A 17422-nucleotide genomic window follows, 5' to 3' on the forward strand; every position below is an offset into this window, starting at 1 on the left:
CCAACCCCACCCCCTCCCGCCCCCCTCCGCGGCCCGCCGCCGGTCCGCGGGGCCGCCGCGTACGCGACGAAGGAGCAAGCGGCGGTCGCGCAAACGCGAGCCATTAGGGGCCGCGAACACGCCGCGACGAAGTCGCGGTTAAATACACTGCCAGCATGCGTCGCTATGTGGCCGCCATCGACCAGGGCACGACCTCGAGTCGGTGCATCGTCTTCGACCGGCAGGGGCGCGTCGTCGGCGTCGCCCAGCGGGAGCACGAGCAGATCTTCCCGCAGCCGGGTTGGGTCGAGCATGATCCCGAAACCATCTGGCGCAATACCGAATTCGTCCTCGGTGACGTTCTGGAGCGCAACGGCCTCGGCGCGGACGACATCGCCGCGGTCGGCGTCACCAATCAGCGTGAGACGACCGTGGTGTGGGACCGCGCGACCGGTCGTCCGGTGTACAACGCGATCGTCTGGCAGGACACCCGTACCGACCGGCTGTACGCCGAATTGGGCGGCGACGCGGGACCGGGCCGCTACCAGGAGCGCACCGGCCTGCCGCTGTCCACCTATTTCGCCGGGCCGAAGCTGCGCTGGATCCTGGACAACGTGCCTGGCGTGCGGGAGCGCGCGGAGGCGGGCGAGCTGTGCTTCGGCACCGTCGACAGCTGGGTGTTGTGGAAACTCACCGGCGAACACATCACCGACGTGACCAATGCCTCCCGTACCATGCTGCTGGATCTGCGCTCGTTGCAATGGGATTCGGCGATCTGCCGGGAGTTCGGCGTGCCGGAGTCGATGCTGCCGCAGGTGCGCAGTTCCTCGGAGGTCTACGCGCCGATCGGTTCCGGGCCACTGGCCGGGGTGCCGGTCGCGGGCATCCTCGGCGACCAGCAGGCCGCCACCTTCGGCCAGGCGTGCCTGTCACCCGGCGAGGCCAAGAACACCTACGGCACCGGCAATTTCATGTTGCTGAACACCGGAACCACGCCGGTGTTCAGCAAACACGGCCTGCTCACCACGGTGTGTTATCGACTGGGTGACGCGGACGCGGTGTACGCCCTGGAGGGCTCCATCGCGGTCACCGGTTCGCTGGTGCAGTGGTTCCGCGACAATCTCGGCATCATCTCCTCCGCCGACGAGATCGAGCCGCTGGCCCGTAGCGTCGACGACAACGGCGGCGCCTACATCGTGCCCGCCTTTTCCGGGCTGTTCGCCCCCCGCTGGCGTCCGGACGCGCGCGGCGTGATCGCCGGGCTCACGCGTTTCGTCACCAAAGCGCACTTGGCGCGGGCGGTGCTGGAATCCACCGCGTTCCAGACCCGCGAGGTGGTCGACGCGATGCGCGCGGACGCCGAGTCCCAGCGGCTCGGCCTGGAGCTGACCACGCTGAAGGTCGACGGCGGCATGGTCGCCAACGATCTGCTCATGCAGTTCCAGTCCGACGTCCTCGACGTGCCCGTTGTGCGCCCGGTGGTCAACGAGACCACCGCGCTGGGTGCGGCGTACGCGGCCGGGCTCGCCGTCGGCTACTGGTCGGGAACCGACGACATCCGCGACAACTGGACCGCCGACAAAACTTGGCACCCGACCATGCCGGAGGCGGAACGGGACGAGCGCTTCGCCGCGTGGAACAAGGCGGTCGAGCGCACGTACGGCTGGGTGGACTGACGGGCGGACCGGGCACGCTCCTCGACCTCGCGACGCGTCGCGCGGCACGGTCGTCACAGTAGACCTGCCACCGACGAACACCTACCCGGCAGGGGCGAGGCAAGCGACGCCCCGCGCGAGCGAGACGACGACTACGCTCGCACGTCCGCGACATAATCGCGCGAACCATCCGGCGGCAATCGAAAGTGGTTGTCCCCGGATCTATTCACCTATCGCGCGCGCCAAGCGCTCGATCGCCTCACGCAGCGTCGCCACGTCGGAGGTGGTGAAGCACAGACGCATCGAATTCCGATGGCCGCCGGACACCGCGAATGCCTCGCCGGGTACGTAGGCGACGCCGAGATCGATGGCGCGGGGCAACAAGTCCACGGCGTCGGTCCCATCGGTGAAGTCGACCCACACGAACATGCCGCCCGCCGCATCGGTGCTCACCAGACGGTCACCGAAGCGGGTGCGCAGCTCGTCGACCAGGACACGCGCCCGCGCACCGTAGACCCGCCGGATCTCCTCGACCTGCCCGGTCAGCCAGTCCGCATCGGCGAGCAGATCGGCGGCGATCTGTTGGGTCAGGGCCGACCCGCACAGGTCCGCGCCCTGCTTCAGCAGTTCCACACCCCTGCACACCGCGTTCGGCGCGGTCATCCAGCCCACCCGCAAGGTCGGCGCCAGAATCTTCGACACGCTCGACAGCCGGATCACGTTGGGTGAATACGTCGCGATCGGCTCCGGCGACGGCCGGTCGAACCACAGCTCGCCGTAGGGATCGTCCTCGATCACCCAGAATCCGAACCGGTCGGCGAGCTCGGCGAGTTCCTGCCGGCGTCGCGGGCTCATGGTGACACCGCGCGGATTGTGGAAATTGCTCACCGTGTGCACCACCGCGGGCCGCTCGCCACGGCCGAGCAGTTCGGCCAGCGCGTCGACCCGCATCCCTTCGGCGTCGAGCGGGACCGTCACGATGCGCGATCCGGCGGCCCGGAACACCTGCAACGCGCCGACGTATGCCGGATCCTCGACCACGACGAGCGCGCCCGGATCCAGCAAAACCTCGGCGAGCAGCGACAACGCCTGCTGCGAACCGTGCGTGACGAACACCTCCTCGAGCGGCACCGGCCGCCCCAGCCGCCGCGTCTCCCGTGCGGCGAGCACGTCACGCAGCGGCCCCCACCCGGCCGATTCGGTGTACTGCAGTCGCGCGCGGTCCGCCAGCGCCGACTCCGCCGCCTGCGCGATCCGGTCTCGCGGCATCAATTGCTCGTCGGGCAGGCCACCGGCCAGGCTGATGACGTCGTCGCGCGCGGCTACCTTCAGCAGATCACGAATCGCCGAACTCGTCAGGCCCTCGAGACGCCGGGCCAGGGGTGGAGTGATCGCCGTCATGAAACCTCCGGAAAAGGACGCCACGGTACGCGTTGCCCTCACTGTTTCACATCGATTACCAAAATATGAAATTCTATTCTCATTATGTGAGATACGCCGAGGCATGGAACGGGCCGTCGAACGCAACACGACTGGACCGACCGACTCACTTGCCCGACATGCACCCGCCGCAGCCGCCCCGACGCACAGCGACCTCTGGAGTGATCCGCATCACTCGATGGAACGGTATTCGCGCCGCCGCCGTCCAGATCCACGTAAGGATCATCTGACCGAAGGAACGAAAAGCCATGAAACACATCGCATCCGCGCTTGCTATCGGCGCATTGACCACCGGCGTACTGGCCTTTGCAGCGCCGTCGGCGAACGCCGCCCAGCCTGGTCAGAAGTGCACGGTTCCAGGAGCCACGGCGCAGGACTATGTGGACGTGGGCAACGGAGTCCAGCGCAAAGCGGTTCTCGGCTGCGTGCGCTCCGGCGGTGGGTACGTGTGGCAGGTCACGAACTACCTGCAGCCGGGCGTCAACGACGGCTGATCCGTCGTCCGCGGCCGCGGCGTGCGCGGTTTGCGCACACCGGCGGCCGCGGCGCACCCGTTCCACCACGCACCGCGTTCATCGCTGGAGCGAACCCCGGTAGCCCGACCTACTGCGAAGCAGACTCAATCGATCAGATAGATGAGGGTCCGCCCGTCCAGGGTCACCGTCGTGATCACCGGGAAGTACTGGGCCTCGGTGCCATCGGGATGGCGCTCGGTGATCTCGACGTTGAAGCGATCGGGAGTGATCTCCGCGATCCGCAGGCAATAGGCCGTGCCATGCGGAATGTGCTGATCGATGGTTTTCTGCAGGTCCGCGGGTGGCTCGACGTTCGCGCCCGGCGCCACGAACGTGTGCGCGCGGGCGGCGCTGCGCTCGGAATAGTAGGCATGCTCGAAGCCGAGAATCGCCCGGATCCCGCTGCTCGTATCACCCGAACCATTGCCGAAGGTGACTTTGCCCTCGGTGCGGGTCGGGCAGTCCACCGCCGCGGTGCTCGGGCCGCTCGAAGCCGCCGTGCCGTCCTGGTCCTCATCGCTGCCGCTGGTCACCACGATGGTCACGGTCAGCGCGATCAGCGCCACGACCGCCGCGACCGCACCGAGCACGATCCACCGCGTCGAGGAGCCCTTGCGCCGGGCGGGCGCCGGTGTCGTGGGGACGCGCAGCGCCAGCCGCATGGCGATCGGGTCCTCGGCCCAGGACAGACCCGATTCGGACGGCGCGGGAGGCTTCGGCACGCCCCCCTCGGCGGTCGGCTGGTTCCACCAGGATTCCTGCGGCTCGCCGTCCTCGGGCTGCGAGCGCTCGACGCCGGAAGAAGGCTGCTCGGGCGTGGCGGAGGCAGGTCCGGCGTAAACCGTGGAATCCGGCGCGCGGAACTGCGACGGCAGTGCGGGTGTCGTTTCCGGCTCGCCCGCGGGCCGCCAAGTCAGTTCCGGGTGATCGGTCGGCTGCTGCGGCACCTGCCAGCGCGGGCCGGTGTCGGCCCCCATCGGCGGACCGAATTCCGAAACAGGCGGACCGAATTCCGAGACGGGCGGTCCGAACTCGGAAACCGGCGGCCCGAATTCCCCCAACGGCGGACCGAACTCCGAACCGGACTGGTCGGATTCGTTCTCCCTCGCGTCACCCTCGGAGGTCACACCCAATCCTTTCCCGGACACACAAGCGGGGCGGCCGCGAACGACCGCCCCACCCGTCGAAACAGCACGTGTCAGTACTGGAGTGAACCACCCCACTGGGTGGTGACACCACCCACATCGGCGGTCTGCGGAGCGAAATCGCCCGGCTGAAGCGGAAGCTTAACCTGTGCGGCGGCATCCAGGGCGGCCGATCCGCCCGGCTGCTCCCGGATCCAGTCCTCCACCGCGGCCTTGGCCTGGTTCAGCTGGGTGGTGTCGAACACCGTGGTGGTGTTGTTCGCGGCCAGGCCCTCGCCACCGGTGTAGGTGGTCAGCTTGACCGTGTTCTTGTCGACGAACTCCACCGAGACGCCCGCTTCACCCGAGCCGGTCGGCGTGCGGTAGCCGATGGTGCCGACGTAACCGGCCTCGTTGCTGAAGTGGTGGGTGTTGGCCACGTGGCCCGGCAGGACGGTGCCGCCGTCGATGTTGGCGCCGATCTCCGCGTGCGGGCCGGTCATCTCCACGACCGGAGCCGCCGGGGCCGCCTCCATACGCGGGGCCTGCCAGCGCGGCTGCGCCTGCGGCTGCACCAGCGTGGAGCTCTCCGGCTGCCGCGCCTGGGCGTTGTCGTTGTCGCTCTGCGTACCCAGCTGCGGAGTGGCCTGCTGACCGGGCTGCGGCGCGGCCTGCTGCTGGCCCGGCTGCGGCGCGGCCTGATCCGGCACGACCGCGGGCAGCGGCTCGCTCGGCTTCTGCTGACCGGGAACCGGCAGCGGCGCGACGCGCGGCGGGGTCACGCCCGGCTGGGTCGGCTTGGCCAGCTTGGGGTCTTTCTGGTCCGGCGCGGCATGATCCGACTCCGGGGTGGTGACGCCTGGCTGGCTCGGCGTGGGCTTGCTCTCCGGCTTCTGCGGATCCTGCTTGGATTCCGGCTTGCCCGGCTCCGGCGCAGTGGTTTCCGGGGTGCTCGGCGACTCGTTCACGCCCGGCTGCGTCGGAGCAGGCGTCGGCGGAGTGGTCGGATCGTTGGGAGCCGCCCCCGCCGGCGCAGCGAAGAGAGTGGCCACGGCAGCCGCTGTGGCCAGTGGCAACGAGGTGCTCGCCATCGCTCGCTGCGCCCGACTCGGCTTACGATGTTTCACTTTTCGCGTTTCCTTCCCGGGTGCGGCCCGGCAGGCCGCATTCAGTTGTCCCTGGGTGAGACGCCTGACCGTCGAACGACCCGGGCCGTTCGGTCGTGCCGATTTGGAAAGGACCCATCCCCCCACACCGAACTCCGCGACCGTCCTTCGATCGCATCTCTGCCGAGAGTGAACCACATGTGCGCATATTGGGCAACGCAGCGAATAGCCAAGGGTGGCAAGAGCGCCCGCGTCCCGCGCCCGCACCGAGTTCACCGGGCCTGATGTCCGGGATCGGACACGGCACCGGATGCGCCGAACCGAGCTCAGTCCAGGTCGTCGTGTCGCATCAGCAAACGCGCCGCCTCGGTCACCGAACCGGTGAGCGACGGGTACACCGAGAAGGTCTGGGCCAGGTCGTTGACCGTCAGGTTGTTCTGCACCGCAAGGGCGATCGGCAGGATCAGTTCCGAGGCGATCGGCGCGACGACGACACCGCCGATCACCACGCCGGTCGCGGGGCGGCAGAAGATCTTGACGAAACCGCGGCGCAGCCCGGACATCTTGGCGCGCGGATTCGTGTTCAGCGGCAGCATCACCGTGCGCGCGGGCACCTCACCGTTGTCGATCGCGGTCTGGCTGACGCCGACGGTCGCGATCTCCGGCCGAGTGAACACCGCGGAGGCAACGGTCTTCAGACGGACCGGGCTGACGCCTTCCCCGAGCGCGTGGTACATCGCGATGCGTCCCTGCATCGCGGCCACCGAGGCCAGCGGCAGCAGGCCGGTGCAGTCGCCTGCGGCGTAGACGCCCGGCACCGACGTGCGCGACACGCGGTCCACCCGCAGATAGCCGCCGCGGTCGAGTTCGATGCCGACTTTCTCCAGCCCGAGGCCCGTGGTGTTCGGTGTCGAGCCGACGGTCATCAGCGCGTGCGAGCCGGACACGGTGCGCCCGTCGGAAAGCTTGACCACGATGCCGTCGGCGGTGCGCTCGACGGCGTCGGCGCGCGCGTGCTTGACCAGTTCGACGCCGCGCTCGGCGAGCGCGTCCTCCAGCACGAGCGCCGCGTCGGCGTCCTCGCCGGGCAGCACGCGGTCGCGGCTGGAGACCAGCTTCACCCGCACGCCCATCTCGGTGTAGGCCGAGACGAACTCCGCGCCAGTCACACCGGAACCGACGACCACGAGGGTCTCCGGCAGTTCTTCGAGGTCGTAGAGCTGCCGCCAGTTGAGGATCCGCTCGCCGTCCGGTTCCGCGCCCGGCAGCACCCGCGGGCTCGCGCCGGTCGCGATCAGCACGACCTCGGCCTCGATGATCTGCTGCGCGCCGTCGGCCAGCTTGGCCAGCACGCGGTGCGCGGCCAGGCCGCTGCCCGGATCGATCAGCTCGCCGTATCCGGCCAGCACGGTCACCCCGACGGTCTGCAGTTTCGAGCGGATGTCGGAGGACTGCGCCAGCGCCAGCGCCTTGACGCGCGCGTTCACCTCGGACAGCTGCACGTGCGCCTGGGCCGGGTCCAGTGTGATGCCCAGATCGCGAGCGCGGCGCAGGTCGGTGCGCACGCCGGTCGAGGCGATGAAAGTCTTGGAGGGAACGCAGTCCCACAGCACGCACGCTCCGCCGATGCCGTCGGAATCGACCAGCGTCACCGACGCTCCGTGCTGGGCGGCTACCAGGGCCGCCTCATAGCCGGCCGGTCCGCCACCGATGATCGCGATGCGGGTCATTGATACCTCCGCTCGTGCTTCGCGCCGGGATCTCCGGCACGGGGTAAACGTTATCCGGCAACCACCTCGCACTATCGACCGCGTTACCGGTGCGCAACAGTTCCCCGCCGGGCGGCGCGCCGCAGGTGCGGCAATCGAACGCGGTCTGCGAAGGTTATTGGCTACCCTTTGCTGGTGCCGATCTATGCCGCCTATGGGTCCAACATGGACTCGACGCAGATGCTCGAGCGCTGTCCGCACTCCCCCATGTCCGGGACGGGCTGGTTGGAGGGCTGGCGGCTCACCTTTGCCGGTGACGATATCGGCTGGGAAGGGCCTCTCGCGACGGTCGTCGAGGATCCCGGTTCCCGGGTGTTCGTCGTGCTCTACGACGTGTCCCCGGAGGACGAGCAGCGGCTGGACCGCTGGGAGGGCTCGGACTTCGGCATCCACAAGAAGATCCGCCTTCGCGTGACCCGCAACGGCGACGGTGGCGACCCCACGCTGGCCTGGCTGTACGTGCTGGACGCCTACGAGGGCGGCCTGCCCTCCGCCCGCTACCTGGGCGTGATCGCCGATGCCGCCGAAAAGGCCGGTGCGCCAGAGGATTACGTGCACGCTCTACGCACCCGCAACAGCCGCAACGTCGGCCCCGGCAACTTCGGCTGACCGCGCGTCACGCCGCAATGCCCGCGGTGTGGCCGTACCCTCTCGGTCGGGCCGGACCACTGTCACGCTCACGGCCTCGTCTGGTGCGAGGCCATCGAGCACCGTTCGCGGCCCGGCTCGCGTCCGAGGGGGCGAAGCGCATGCGCCGCACGCGCGAGTCTCGCCCGCTCGGACGCGAGCCACAAGGGGCCGCGAGCACCCAGCGCCGAAGGCGCTGGAGGTCAGACAGAGCTCGTGCCGAGCGCGAGGTTGCTCAGCACCCGGACGCCGACCGCGAGCGCCCGCTCGTCGATGTCGAAGGTCGGCTGGTGCAGATCCAGCTGCTCCCCTTCGCCGGACCAGACGCCCAGGCGCGCCATCGCGCCCGGCACCTCCTCCAGATACCAGGAGAAGTCCTCGCCGCCGCCGGACTGCGGAGTGTCGGCCAGCGCGTCGGGGCCGAGTGCGCGAATGGCGTCCTCGAAGATGCGGGTGGAGTGCTCGTCGTTGACCACGGGCGGCACGCCGCGCCGGTAGTTCAGCTGGTAGCGCACGCCGGTCGGGGCGAGCAGGCCGTCGACGATCTCCCGCACCATCGGCTCCAGCAACGACCAGGTCGCGTGGTCTCCGGTGCGGATGGTGCCGGTGAGCATGCCGGTCTGCGGAATGGCGTTCGGCGCCTTCCCCGCGCTCACCGCGCCCCACACCATCACGGTGCTGGTGCGCGGGTCGATACGGCGGCTGAGCAGGCCGGGCAGGCCCGTGATGACCGAGCCGATGGCGTAGACCAGGTCGCTGGTCAGGTGCGGGCGCGAGGTATGGCCGCCGGGCGAGTCGAGCACCAGCTCGATGGTGTCGGCGGCGGAGGTGATCGCGCCGACGCGGATGCCGATCCGGCCGACCTCCAAGCGCGGGTCGCAGTGCAACGCGAAGATGCGCTCCACCCCGGTCATCGCGCCGGCGGCGACCACGTCGATCGCGCCTCCCGGCATGACCTCCTCGGCGGGCTGGAAGACCAGCCGCACGCCGACCGGCAGCTCCGGCACCTCGGCCAGCGCCAGCGCCGTGCCGAGCAGGATGGTGGTGTGCGCGTCGTGGCCGCACGCGTGCGACACGCCGGGGACCGTCGACGCGAAGGGCAGTCCGGTGAACTCCTGCAGCGGCAGCGCGTCCATGTCGGCGCGCAGGCCGACCCGCGGTCCGTCCGGTCCGAGGTCACAGATCAGGCCGGTGCCGCCGGGCAGTACCTGCGGCGTCAATCCCGCCTTGGTCAGCCACGCCGAGACGAACTCGGTGGTGCCGAACTCGGTACGGGACAGTTCCGGGTTGGCGTGGATGTGCCTGCGCCACTGGACGAGGTCGACCGTGTGATCGGCCAGCCACGACTCCACCGCTTCCCGCCCTGATCCCCCGGTTTCCGACACTGCGGAGCTGCCGGGGCCCTCCGTGGCCACACGGATGCCCGCTGCCGGGCCCGTCGCCGGCGCCGCAGAACGGCCGGTTGTGCTCACCGAATGTCCTCCTGTCGTTGAACTAGCCGTTGCAACAACCTGTCTCTATGGATGTCATCGCGGGCGACGGTGATTGCGGTACGCGTGAGCGCGAGCGCACCGTCGAGGACCGCACGATCCGCCGAGGCGTTGACGCTGGCCGCGGCGAAGCCTGGCTGATGTGTCACCGCGCCACCGGCATCAATGCCGATGACCGGGTGAATGCCCGGAATGACATTGGTGACGTTTCCCATATCGGTGCTGCCCAGCGGCCGCTGCGCCTCGAACTCCGGAGCGAGCGGCACGCGTCCCAATCCGGTGAGCTGCTCGCGATAGACGAGCAACAAGTCCGGATCCGGGGTCAGCTCGGTATACGTCGGCGCGAGCGTCCGGATTTCGTGGGTGCAGCCGGTCGCGAGGGCGCCCGCCTCGAAGCAAGCCGACGCTCGTCGCATCAGATCGTCGAGGGATGCGGAGTCGACTGCGCGTAGGTAATACAGCAGTTCCGCACGTCCGGGCACGATGTTGGGAGCTACGCCACCGTCGCCGACTATACCGTGCAGTTGCTGGCCGGGCAGGAGATGTTGCCGCAGCAACCCAAGGGCCACCTGCGCGACGGTAACTGCGTCGCCCGCGTTGCGTCCCTGCTCCGGCGCCGCGCTTGCGTGCGCCTCGCGCCCGTGGAAAACCACCGACACGTCGGCCAGAGCCAGCGAGCGGGCGCCGACGATGTCGAGCGGACCCGGATGCACCATCATCGCCATCGCGACGTCGTCGAACACGCCGCGTTCCAGCATGAGCACCTTGCCGCCGCCGCTCTCCTCGGCCGGTGTGCCGAACACCAGCACGGTGAGATCCAGTTCGTCCGCGACCTCGGCGAGACCGAGCGCCGCGCCCACCGCGGAGGCGGCGATGACGTTGTGCCCGCAGGCGTGGCCGATCTCGGGCAGCGCGTCGTATTCGGCGCAGATGCCGACGGTCAGCGCGCCGCTGCCGTAGCGCGCGCGGAAGGCCGTGGGCAGCTCGGCCACGCCCAGCTCGATCTCGAAACCGCGCTCGGCCAGCGGCGCGATCGTCTTGGCGACGCTGCGGGTCTCCTCGAACGCCAGCTCCGGTTCGTCGTGAATCGCGTGCGAGAGCGCGATCAGCTCGGCGGACGCGGCGCGGATGGCGGCGTCACCGCGAGCGGTGGCGTCGACCTCGCAGACTGCGTTGCCGTCGTGCTGCGCTTCCTGGCGCCCGCTGCGCGATGGTGGCATGCAACACAGTCTCGCACTGTGTTCGATTTGCCGCGCTTTCGCGCGCCGTGTTCGCGGCCCCCTTGTGGCTCGCGTGTGCGCGGACCTGGGCTGTCCGTGCAGGCGGGTCAGTTCGTGGCGAAGGCCAGGTTTTCCGGAGTGGTCGGTACCGCGAGGCCGGCCAGTGCTTTTGCGTGTAGGGCGCGCTTGATCACCGGCAGGTTGGGCCTGCGGTTGCCGGCCAGCGACGCCGCCCGCTGGACGGCGGTCGCGAGCAGCTCGTCGGCTTCGGCCTTGCCGTCCACAATGCCCGCGGCGATCGCCTCGTCGGCCGGGTAGCGGTGGCCGGTGGTCATCGCCTGCACGCAGACCTGGTTGCTCAGTCGCTCGGTGAGCAGGGCGTTCATCCCGATGGTGAACGGCATGCCCAGGTGCACCTCGGGCAGGCAGTAGAAGCCGCGATCGGCGCGCATCACCCGGAAATCGTGTGAGGTGGCCAGCATGGCGCCCGCGCCGAAGGCATGGCCGTTGATCGCGGCGACGGTCGGCAGCGGGAATGCGAGCAGGCGGGTGTAGAGCGAGTGCACACGGTCGAGGTAGCCGTGCATCTTGTCCAGGTTGCCGAACAGCCAATCGGTGTCCAGACCGTTGCTGAAGAACTTCCCGGTCGCCGTCGTCACCAGCGCGGCGGGCCCCACGGAACTCTCGACCTCGTCCAGCAGCCCGTGGAACGCGTCGATCCAATCCGGGTGGAAACGGTTCTCGTTGTCCGTCTCGCCCTCGGACCCGAGGTAGACGACGAACACTTCCCCTTGGCGTTCCAGATACGGCATGCGGTGCAGCGTAACGGGCCCCGCCCGATCCCCTACTCACGGGTAGCAGTCGACCGCCGACCGCGACGATCGACCCCTCGCAGGTATCCACCCGACCGACCTTCGGGAAAGCGAGCAGTCCGTCGGACAACCGTCCCACCCACCGCGTGGCCTCCACTCGCGCAGACCGAGGCAACCCCGAGCAGACGCTCTTCGCGGCCCGGCTCGCGTGTGCGCGGCCGCCGCGTCCGCGACGAAGGGGCAAGCGGCGCAGCCGAGCCGACATCCAGCCCACTACAAACCCGCGCGCACTGAGTAGCGAGCTCCGCCACCGACGCGCCCAGCACACCGCAACCACGTCTTTCGAGCGCAGCGAGACCGAGCATGCGCCGTTCGCGGCCCGGCTCGCGTGTGCGCGGCCGCCGCGTACGCGACGAAGGAGCAAGCGGCGGTCGCGCACACGCGAGCCATAAAGGGCCGCGAACGCCCAGCGCCGCAGGCGCTGGAAATCCACTATCGTGACGATCATGCTTGCCGAACAGGCCGCCGAGGCGATCGCCGAACGTACGGGAGTGTCACGCCACCGGGTCGCGGTGGTACTGGGGTCCGGCTGGCAGGACGCGGCAGCGGAGATCGGGGCGCCGCGGGCGTCGGTGTCGATGCCGGAGCTGCCCGGTTTCGGGAAGCCGACCGCGCAGGGCCATGTCGGCATGATCCATTCCGTCCAGGTGGACGACAACGCGGTGCTGCTGTTGATGGGCCGCCAGCATCTCTACGAGGGGTATCAGCCCGCCGATGTGGTGCACCCGGTGTCGGCGGCCGTGGCCGCCGGCGCGGAGATCATCGTGCTGACCAACGCCGCGGGCGGTATCCGCTCGGGTCTCCGGGTGGGTGAGCCGGTGCTGATCAGCGACCATCTGAACTTGACCGGCCGCACGCCGCTGGCAGGCGCGACCTTCGTCGACCTGGTCGACGCCTGGGATCCGGAGTTGCGGGCGCTGGCCAGGGAGATCGACCCGAGCCTGGCCGAGGGCGTCTACGCGGGGCTCACCGGGCCGCAGTACGAGACGCCCGCCGAGATCAGGATGTTGCGCACCATCGGCGCTGATCTGGTCGGCATGTCCACCGTGCTCGAGGCCATCGCCTGCCGCGCGCTCGGTGCGCGGCTGCTGGGCATCTCGCTGGTCACCAACTTGGCCGCGGGGGTCACGGGCGCGCATCTGTCCCATGCCGAGGTGCTCGCCGAAGGCCACGCCGCCGCGCCCCGCCTCGGCAAACTGCTGCGCGGCGTGCTGGAACGGGTGTAGATGCTGCGCTTCGGCACGGCAGGCCTGCGCGGGCCGCTGCGCGACGGCCCCGACGGCATGAATGTCACCACGGTGAGCCGGGCGACCGCCGGCCTCGTGGCGTGGTTGCGTGATCGCTGCCTCGGGGGCGGCGCGGTGGTCGTCGGCCGCGACGCCAGGCATGGTTCCGCCGAGTTCGCCGCGGCGACCGCGGAGATTTTCGCCGCCGCGGGCTTCCCGGTGACGCTGCTGCCGCGTCCGCTGCCCACGCCGGTGGTCGCGTACGCGGTGCGTGAGTTGGGCGCGGTCGCGGGCGTGCAGATCACCGCCTCGCACAATCCGGCCACCGACAACGGCTACAAGGTCTACCTCGACGGCGGGTCGCAGTTGATCGCCCCGGCCGACGCCGAGATCGAGCGCTGCATCGAGGCGGTCGCCGAGCCGATCGACCGCGTGCCGGTCACTCCCGCCGACGACGACCTCGTGCGGCGTTATCTCCACCGCGTCGCCGGACTGCCCGCCCGGATCGGCGGATCCGGCGCGCGCGCCGGAATCCGGATCGCGCTCACTCCGCTGCACGGCGTCGGCGGCGAACTCGCTGTCGAAGCGCTCCGCGCGGCGGGTTTTCCCGATGTCCATGTGGTCGATGACCAGTTCCGGCCGGACCCCGACTTCCCCACCGTCGCGTTCCCGAACCCGGAGGAACCCGGCGCGACCGATCTGCTGCTCGCGACGGCGGCACGAGTCGGCGCCGACGTGGCGATCGCGCTCGATCCGGATGCCGACCGGTGCGCGGTCGGCGTCCCGCGGCCGGACGGTGGCTGGCGGATGCTGCGCGGCGACGAGACCGGCGTGCTCCTCGGCGACTGCGTGCTGCGCACCGCCCCGGACGATGCGCTGGTGGCGACGACCATCGTGTCCTCGCGGCTGCTGTCGAAGCTGGCGCCCGCGCGCGGCGGCCGCTACGCGGAAACGCTCACGGGATTCAAATGGCTGGCTCGGGCGGGTGACGGCTTGGTGTACGCCTACGAGGAGGCGATCGGCCACTGCGTCGACCCGGCGGCGGTCCGGGACAAGGACGGCATCTCCGCGGCCGTGCTGGCCGCCGACCTGGTGGCCCGGTTGAAGGCCGCGGGCCGCGACCTGAACGACGAACTCGACGACTACGCGGTGGAATTCGGCCTGCACGCGGGCGATCAGGTGTCGTTGCGACTCGCCTCGGCCGCAGCGGCCGCCGCCGCGGTCGAGCGGTTGCGGACGGATCCGCCGCACGAGATCGCGGGCGAGCCGGTGGAGTACACCGATCAGCTCCGCGTACGTGGCCGGATGCGCACCGACGCGCTGATCTTCCAAGGTGTTTCGTCCCGCGTGGTCGTGCGCCCTTCCGGCACCGAGCCGAAGCTCAAGTGTTATCTGGAGGTGGTCGAACCGGTCGGCTCGCGCGCCGATCTTCCGGCCGCGCGAGCCGCCGCACGCGAACGCCTCTCGGCGCTGCGCGACTTCTGCCGGAAATTCTGACCCGCAGAGGTTCAGCGCGGGCCGAATTGCCTGTCGCCCGCGTCGCCGAGACCGGGCACGATATAGGCGTTCTCGTTCAGGCCCGCGTCGACGACGGCGGTGACCAGCCGCACCGGCAGGCCCGAATCCGCCAGGGTCGCAATGCCTTCCGGAGCAGCGACGACGCACACCGCGGTGATGTCGGTGGCGCCGCGTGCCGCGAGCAGCTCCAGGGTGTGCCGCATCGAGCCGCCCGTGGCCAGCATCGGGTCGAGCACGAAGACCGGCAGGCCGGCCAGATCCGCGGGCAGTGATTCCATGTAGGGCACCGGCAGGTGCGTGTCCTCGTCGCGGGCGAGACCGACGAATCCGATTCTGGCGTCCGGGATCAGCTCGGCGGCCGCGTCGACCATGCCGAGTCCGGCGCGCAGCACCGGAACCAGCAGCGGCGGGTGGGCCAGCCGGACGCCTTCGGTGGGAGCGACCGGGGTGACGATCTCGAAGCGCTCCACCTCCGCGTCGCGCAGCGCCTCGTAGATCAGGATTCCGGTCAGATCACGCAGTGCGGCACGGAAAGCCGGATTCGGTGTTCGCTCGTCCCGCATGGTGGTGATCAGGGCGGCGACGAGTGGATGGTCCACGGTGTGGGTGCGCATGAGGGAACGATAAGGTCGGTCGCGGACGCCCCGCCGGACGCCACCGGACTTTTTTTCCGAAGCGGCGGAACCGAAACGGAACAGCGCGCGTCGAACCAAGTGGATGACGTACTCTGCCTGGGAACAACAGATGGGGGAAGCTCTGATGCGAAAGATGTCGGCGGACACCGAAGGCATCGCGGCCTACGGTGCGACCGCGCACGTCATGGCCGGTGAGATGGCGGCGGCGGGGGTGAGCGCGGCGGCGGCCGAGCCCGCGTTGCTCGGCCCGATCATGGGGTTGATCGGCGGTGACTTCATGGCGGCCTACGCCGCGGCGCACGCCGGGCACGTGGCCTCGATCGGGCAGCTGTCGGCGGTGCTGACCAGCATGGGCGGCGCGGCCACCGGGTCCGCGGCCGTCCTCACCGAAACCGACGCCGCCCACGCCGGAGCGCTGCGGAGCGCGGCCACCGAGCTGGAGTGAGCGCGTGATCGATGTCAACGCACTGGCCCAGCCGATCCTGGACCTGCTCGCCAGCTTCGGCAGCGGTGTGCTGCCAGCGGGCGGTCCCACCGACGCGCTGCGCAGCACCTCTACCGTGGTCGACCAGATCCATCAGATGGGCCGCGACAGCATCAACGAGATGAACGCCGCGTGGGACGGCCGCGCCGCCGACGCGGCCACCGCGAAAGCGCTGCGCGTGCAGACCACCGCCGCCACCATCTCCGATCGCGGCAACGACATGGCCACGGTCGTGAACCAGGCCGCGGGCGAGGTCGAGACAGGTCAGAAGGAACTCGCCGACATCGCGCGGTCGTTCGTGAACACCGCGGCGAGCATGGGTCCGGTCCTGGCGACGCCGGAGGGTCTGACGGTGCTCGTCGGTTCGGCGATCGACCACCTCAACCAGGCGCTCAACGTCGTCGGCCGGGTGCAGAACGAATTGCAGACGCACACCGCGTCGATGAACGATCTGACCCCGCCGCCGCCCACCACGTCGCTCGCCGGTGTGCCCGCCGCCGGCGTGCAGCAAGCAGCGTCCGCCGCGTCCGGCGTGCTCAACGGTGCGGGGTCGTTACTGAGCACCGTGATGGCCACACCACTGCAGTCGCTGTCCTCGCGCAGTTCCAGTGGCACGCCCGGCACGTCGTCGGGTACGCCCCGGCCGGACACCGGTTCGTCGGGGGCGCCCGACGACGGCAAGGGCGTGAAGATCACGCTGCCCGACGGCAGCGTCGTGGAGGCCCCCAACGAACAGGCCGCCACAGCGGTCCGGTCGGCGATCGGCGCCGTCGGCACGCCCTACGTCTGGGGCGGCAACAGCCCGGGCGCCGGATTGGACTGCAGCGGGCTCACCAAATACGCCTACGGCGAGGCGGGCGTCGACCTGCCCCGGCTCGCGGCCGACCAGGGCAACGGGGCCACACCGGTGTCGGCCGGTGACCTGATGCCAGGCGACCTCGCGATCTGGGACGGCCACGTGGCCATGGTGATCGGCAACGGGCAGTTCGTCGAGGCGGGTGACCCGGTCCAGATCAGCTCGATTCGAACGGAGAACTCAGGCATGGACTTCCACGGCTTCTACAGGCCGACGGCATGACCCGACCCCAAGTCCCGAATGTCACGGTCGCGGCCAGCAGCAACCGGTCGGGCACCATCTCGGTGCGCGCCACCGACCAGGGCATGCCGGTGGAGATCAAGTTCGAGCGCAGCGAATACCGCTACGGCGCACAGTCGCTCGCGAACGAGATCCTGCGGCTCACCCAGCGTTCCGCCATCGCGGCGCGGGCGCGGCGGCGCGAACTGCTCGCCGAGGCGGGCATGCCCTCGGACATCCTCGACCGGCTCGGCCTGCCCACCCGCCAGCAGGCGGTGGACGAGCTGGACCGGATCGACGACGCGGACACGGGACCGACGAGCTGGATGAGGCCGGTATGAGTGCGGAAATGGACGCCCTGGTCACGTCGGCCACCCAGAAACTGGAGGCGCTGGAAGCCGCGCTGTACGGACTGAAGCAGGTACGAGGGCGGTTCACCTCGGAGGACGGCGCGGTGAGCGTCGAGGTGAACAGCGATGGCGCGCTGGTCGGCCTGACCTTGGCGGAATCGGTCACCTCGCTGCCGCCCGCGGAGGTCGGACAGTTGATCGTCTGGGCGTGCAGACAGGCCGCCGAGGACGCCGGCGCACAGCGGTCCAAGGTCGTTGCGACACTGAACGAGTCGTTCGTCCCCGCGGCGGAGCCGCCCGCGGGGACGAATGGGGGCGGGCCGGATAGTGCCTGACG

At 69.9% G+C, this 17422-nt stretch carries 17 protein-coding genes; 9 read left to right on the top strand and 8 right to left on the bottom strand.

Going from position 1 to position 17422, the window contains the following annotated elements:
• Nucleotides 1-155: 155 nt before the first annotated feature.
• Nucleotides 156-1655 carry a glycerol kinase GlpK gene (gene glpK, locus ACIA5H_RS03520; protein WP_397073674.1) on the top strand — a complete coding sequence of 500 codons (1500 nt, stop codon included), beginning with the start codon at nucleotides 156-158 and terminating at the stop codon, nucleotides 1653-1655.
• A 201-nt stretch (nucleotides 1656-1856) separates the two neighbouring features.
• On the opposite strand, the gene ACIA5H_RS03525 is transcribed toward glpK, so the two are convergent.
• Complete coding sequence (locus ACIA5H_RS03525) at nucleotides 1857-3035, bottom strand: PLP-dependent aminotransferase family protein (protein WP_379252090.1); 1179 nt, start codon at nucleotides 3033-3035, stop codon at nucleotides 1857-1859.
• 287 nt (nucleotides 3036-3322) lie between these two features.
• Here ACIA5H_RS03525 and ACIA5H_RS03530 point away from each other — a divergent pair, with 287 nt between their 5' ends.
• On the top strand, nucleotides 3323-3568 hold the full coding sequence (locus ACIA5H_RS03530) for a hypothetical protein (protein ID WP_397073677.1): 246 nt from the start codon (nucleotides 3323-3325) through the stop codon (nucleotides 3566-3568).
• Nucleotides 3569-3693: 125 nt separating this feature from the next.
• Here ACIA5H_RS03530 and ACIA5H_RS03535 read toward each other — a convergent pair whose 3' ends face one another.
• The 3 genes from ACIA5H_RS03535 to ACIA5H_RS03545 all read right to left on the bottom strand — a co-directional run bounded on the left by ACIA5H_RS03535 (nucleotide 3694) and on the right by ACIA5H_RS03545 (nucleotide 7549).
• The gene (locus tag ACIA5H_RS03535) at nucleotides 3694-4716 is read right to left on the bottom strand and encodes a hypothetical protein (RefSeq protein WP_379252089.1); all 1023 of its coding nucleotides are present in this window, start codon (nucleotides 4714-4716) and stop codon (nucleotides 3694-3696) included.
• A gap of 71 nt (nucleotides 4717-4787) precedes the next feature.
• Nucleotides 4788-5681: a hypothetical protein gene (locus tag ACIA5H_RS03540; RefSeq protein WP_355081360.1), complete on the bottom strand. Its 894-nt coding sequence runs from the start codon at nucleotides 5679-5681 to the stop codon at nucleotides 4788-4790.
• Nucleotides 5682-6145: 464 nt separating this feature from the next.
• Nucleotides 6146-7549 carry an NAD(P)H-quinone dehydrogenase gene (locus tag ACIA5H_RS03545; protein ID WP_379252088.1) on the bottom strand — a complete coding sequence of 468 codons (1404 nt, stop codon included), beginning with the start codon at nucleotides 7547-7549 and terminating at the stop codon, nucleotides 6146-6148.
• Between the two features lie 174 nt (nucleotides 7550-7723).
• Between ACIA5H_RS03545 and ACIA5H_RS03550 the strand changes: the two genes are divergently transcribed.
• A complete protein-coding gene (locus tag ACIA5H_RS03550) occupies nucleotides 7724-8197 on the top strand; it encodes a gamma-glutamylcyclotransferase (protein ID WP_195088143.1) in 474 nt (157 codons plus the stop codon).
• Between the two features lie 221 nt (nucleotides 8198-8418).
• Here ACIA5H_RS03550 and ACIA5H_RS03555 read toward each other — a convergent pair whose 3' ends face one another.
• The 3 genes from ACIA5H_RS03555 to ACIA5H_RS03565 form a co-directional block, all read right to left on the bottom strand.
• A complete protein-coding gene (locus tag ACIA5H_RS03555; protein ID WP_397073986.1) occupies nucleotides 8419-9567 on the bottom strand; it encodes a M20 family metallopeptidase in 1149 nt (382 codons plus the stop codon).
• A 116-nt stretch (nucleotides 9568-9683) separates the two neighbouring features.
• A complete protein-coding gene (locus tag ACIA5H_RS03560; RefSeq protein WP_356964648.1) occupies nucleotides 9684-10925 on the bottom strand; it encodes a M20 family metallopeptidase in 1242 nt (413 codons plus the stop codon).
• Between the two features lie 107 nt (nucleotides 10926-11032).
• Complete coding sequence (locus ACIA5H_RS03565) at nucleotides 11033-11737, bottom strand: enoyl-CoA hydratase-related protein (protein ID WP_355081354.1); 705 nt, start codon at nucleotides 11735-11737, stop codon at nucleotides 11033-11035.
• 506 nt (nucleotides 11738-12243) lie between these two features.
• On the opposite strand from ACIA5H_RS03565, the gene ACIA5H_RS03570 reads away from it, so the two are divergent.
• On the top strand, nucleotides 12244-13023 hold the full coding sequence (locus tag ACIA5H_RS03570; RefSeq protein WP_355079110.1) for a purine-nucleoside phosphorylase: 780 nt from the start codon (nucleotides 12244-12246) through the stop codon (nucleotides 13021-13023).
• Entirely contained in the window at nucleotides 13024-14520 is a 1497-nt protein-coding gene (locus tag ACIA5H_RS03575) for a phospho-sugar mutase (protein WP_356964651.1), read from the top strand.
• Between the two features lie 11 nt (nucleotides 14521-14531).
• Here ACIA5H_RS03575 and upp read toward each other — a convergent pair whose 3' ends face one another.
• Nucleotides 14532-15155 carry a uracil phosphoribosyltransferase gene (gene upp / locus ACIA5H_RS03580; protein WP_355079106.1) on the bottom strand — a complete coding sequence of 208 codons (624 nt, stop codon included), beginning with the start codon at nucleotides 15153-15155 and terminating at the stop codon, nucleotides 14532-14534.
• A gap of 145 nt (nucleotides 15156-15300) precedes the next feature.
• Here upp and ACIA5H_RS03585 point away from each other — a divergent pair, with 145 nt between their 5' ends.
• Genes ACIA5H_RS03585 through ACIA5H_RS03600 form a run of 4 tightly spaced genes read left to right on the top strand, consistent with a single transcriptional unit; the run spans nucleotide 15301 to nucleotide 17420 of the window.
• Nucleotides 15301-15621 (top strand): hypothetical protein, encoded by a 321-nt coding sequence (locus ACIA5H_RS03585; RefSeq protein ID WP_355079104.1) that lies wholly within the window; start codon nucleotides 15301-15303, stop codon nucleotides 15619-15621.
• Nucleotides 15622-15625: 4 nt separating this feature from the next.
• Complete coding sequence (locus ACIA5H_RS03590) at nucleotides 15626-16738, top strand: C40 family peptidase (protein WP_397073682.1); 1113 nt, start codon at nucleotides 15626-15628, stop codon at nucleotides 16736-16738.
• Complete coding sequence (locus tag ACIA5H_RS03595) at nucleotides 16735-17076, top strand: hypothetical protein (protein WP_067803443.1); 342 nt, start codon at nucleotides 16735-16737, stop codon at nucleotides 17074-17076. The genes ACIA5H_RS03590 and ACIA5H_RS03595 overlap by 4 nt, the downstream gene beginning before the upstream one ends.
• Complete coding sequence (locus ACIA5H_RS03600) at nucleotides 17073-17420, top strand: YbaB/EbfC family nucleoid-associated protein (protein ID WP_355079100.1); 348 nt, start codon at nucleotides 17073-17075, stop codon at nucleotides 17418-17420. Before ACIA5H_RS03595 ends, ACIA5H_RS03600 begins: the two co-directional genes overlap by 4 nt.
• The last annotated feature ends 2 nt before the right edge of the window (nucleotides 17421-17422 follow it).

The sequence above is a fragment of the Nocardia sp. NPDC051900 genome (genome assembly GCF_044452545.1).
Taxonomy (GTDB): domain Bacteria; phylum Actinomycetota; class Actinomycetes; order Mycobacteriales; family Mycobacteriaceae; genus Nocardia; species Nocardia sichangensis.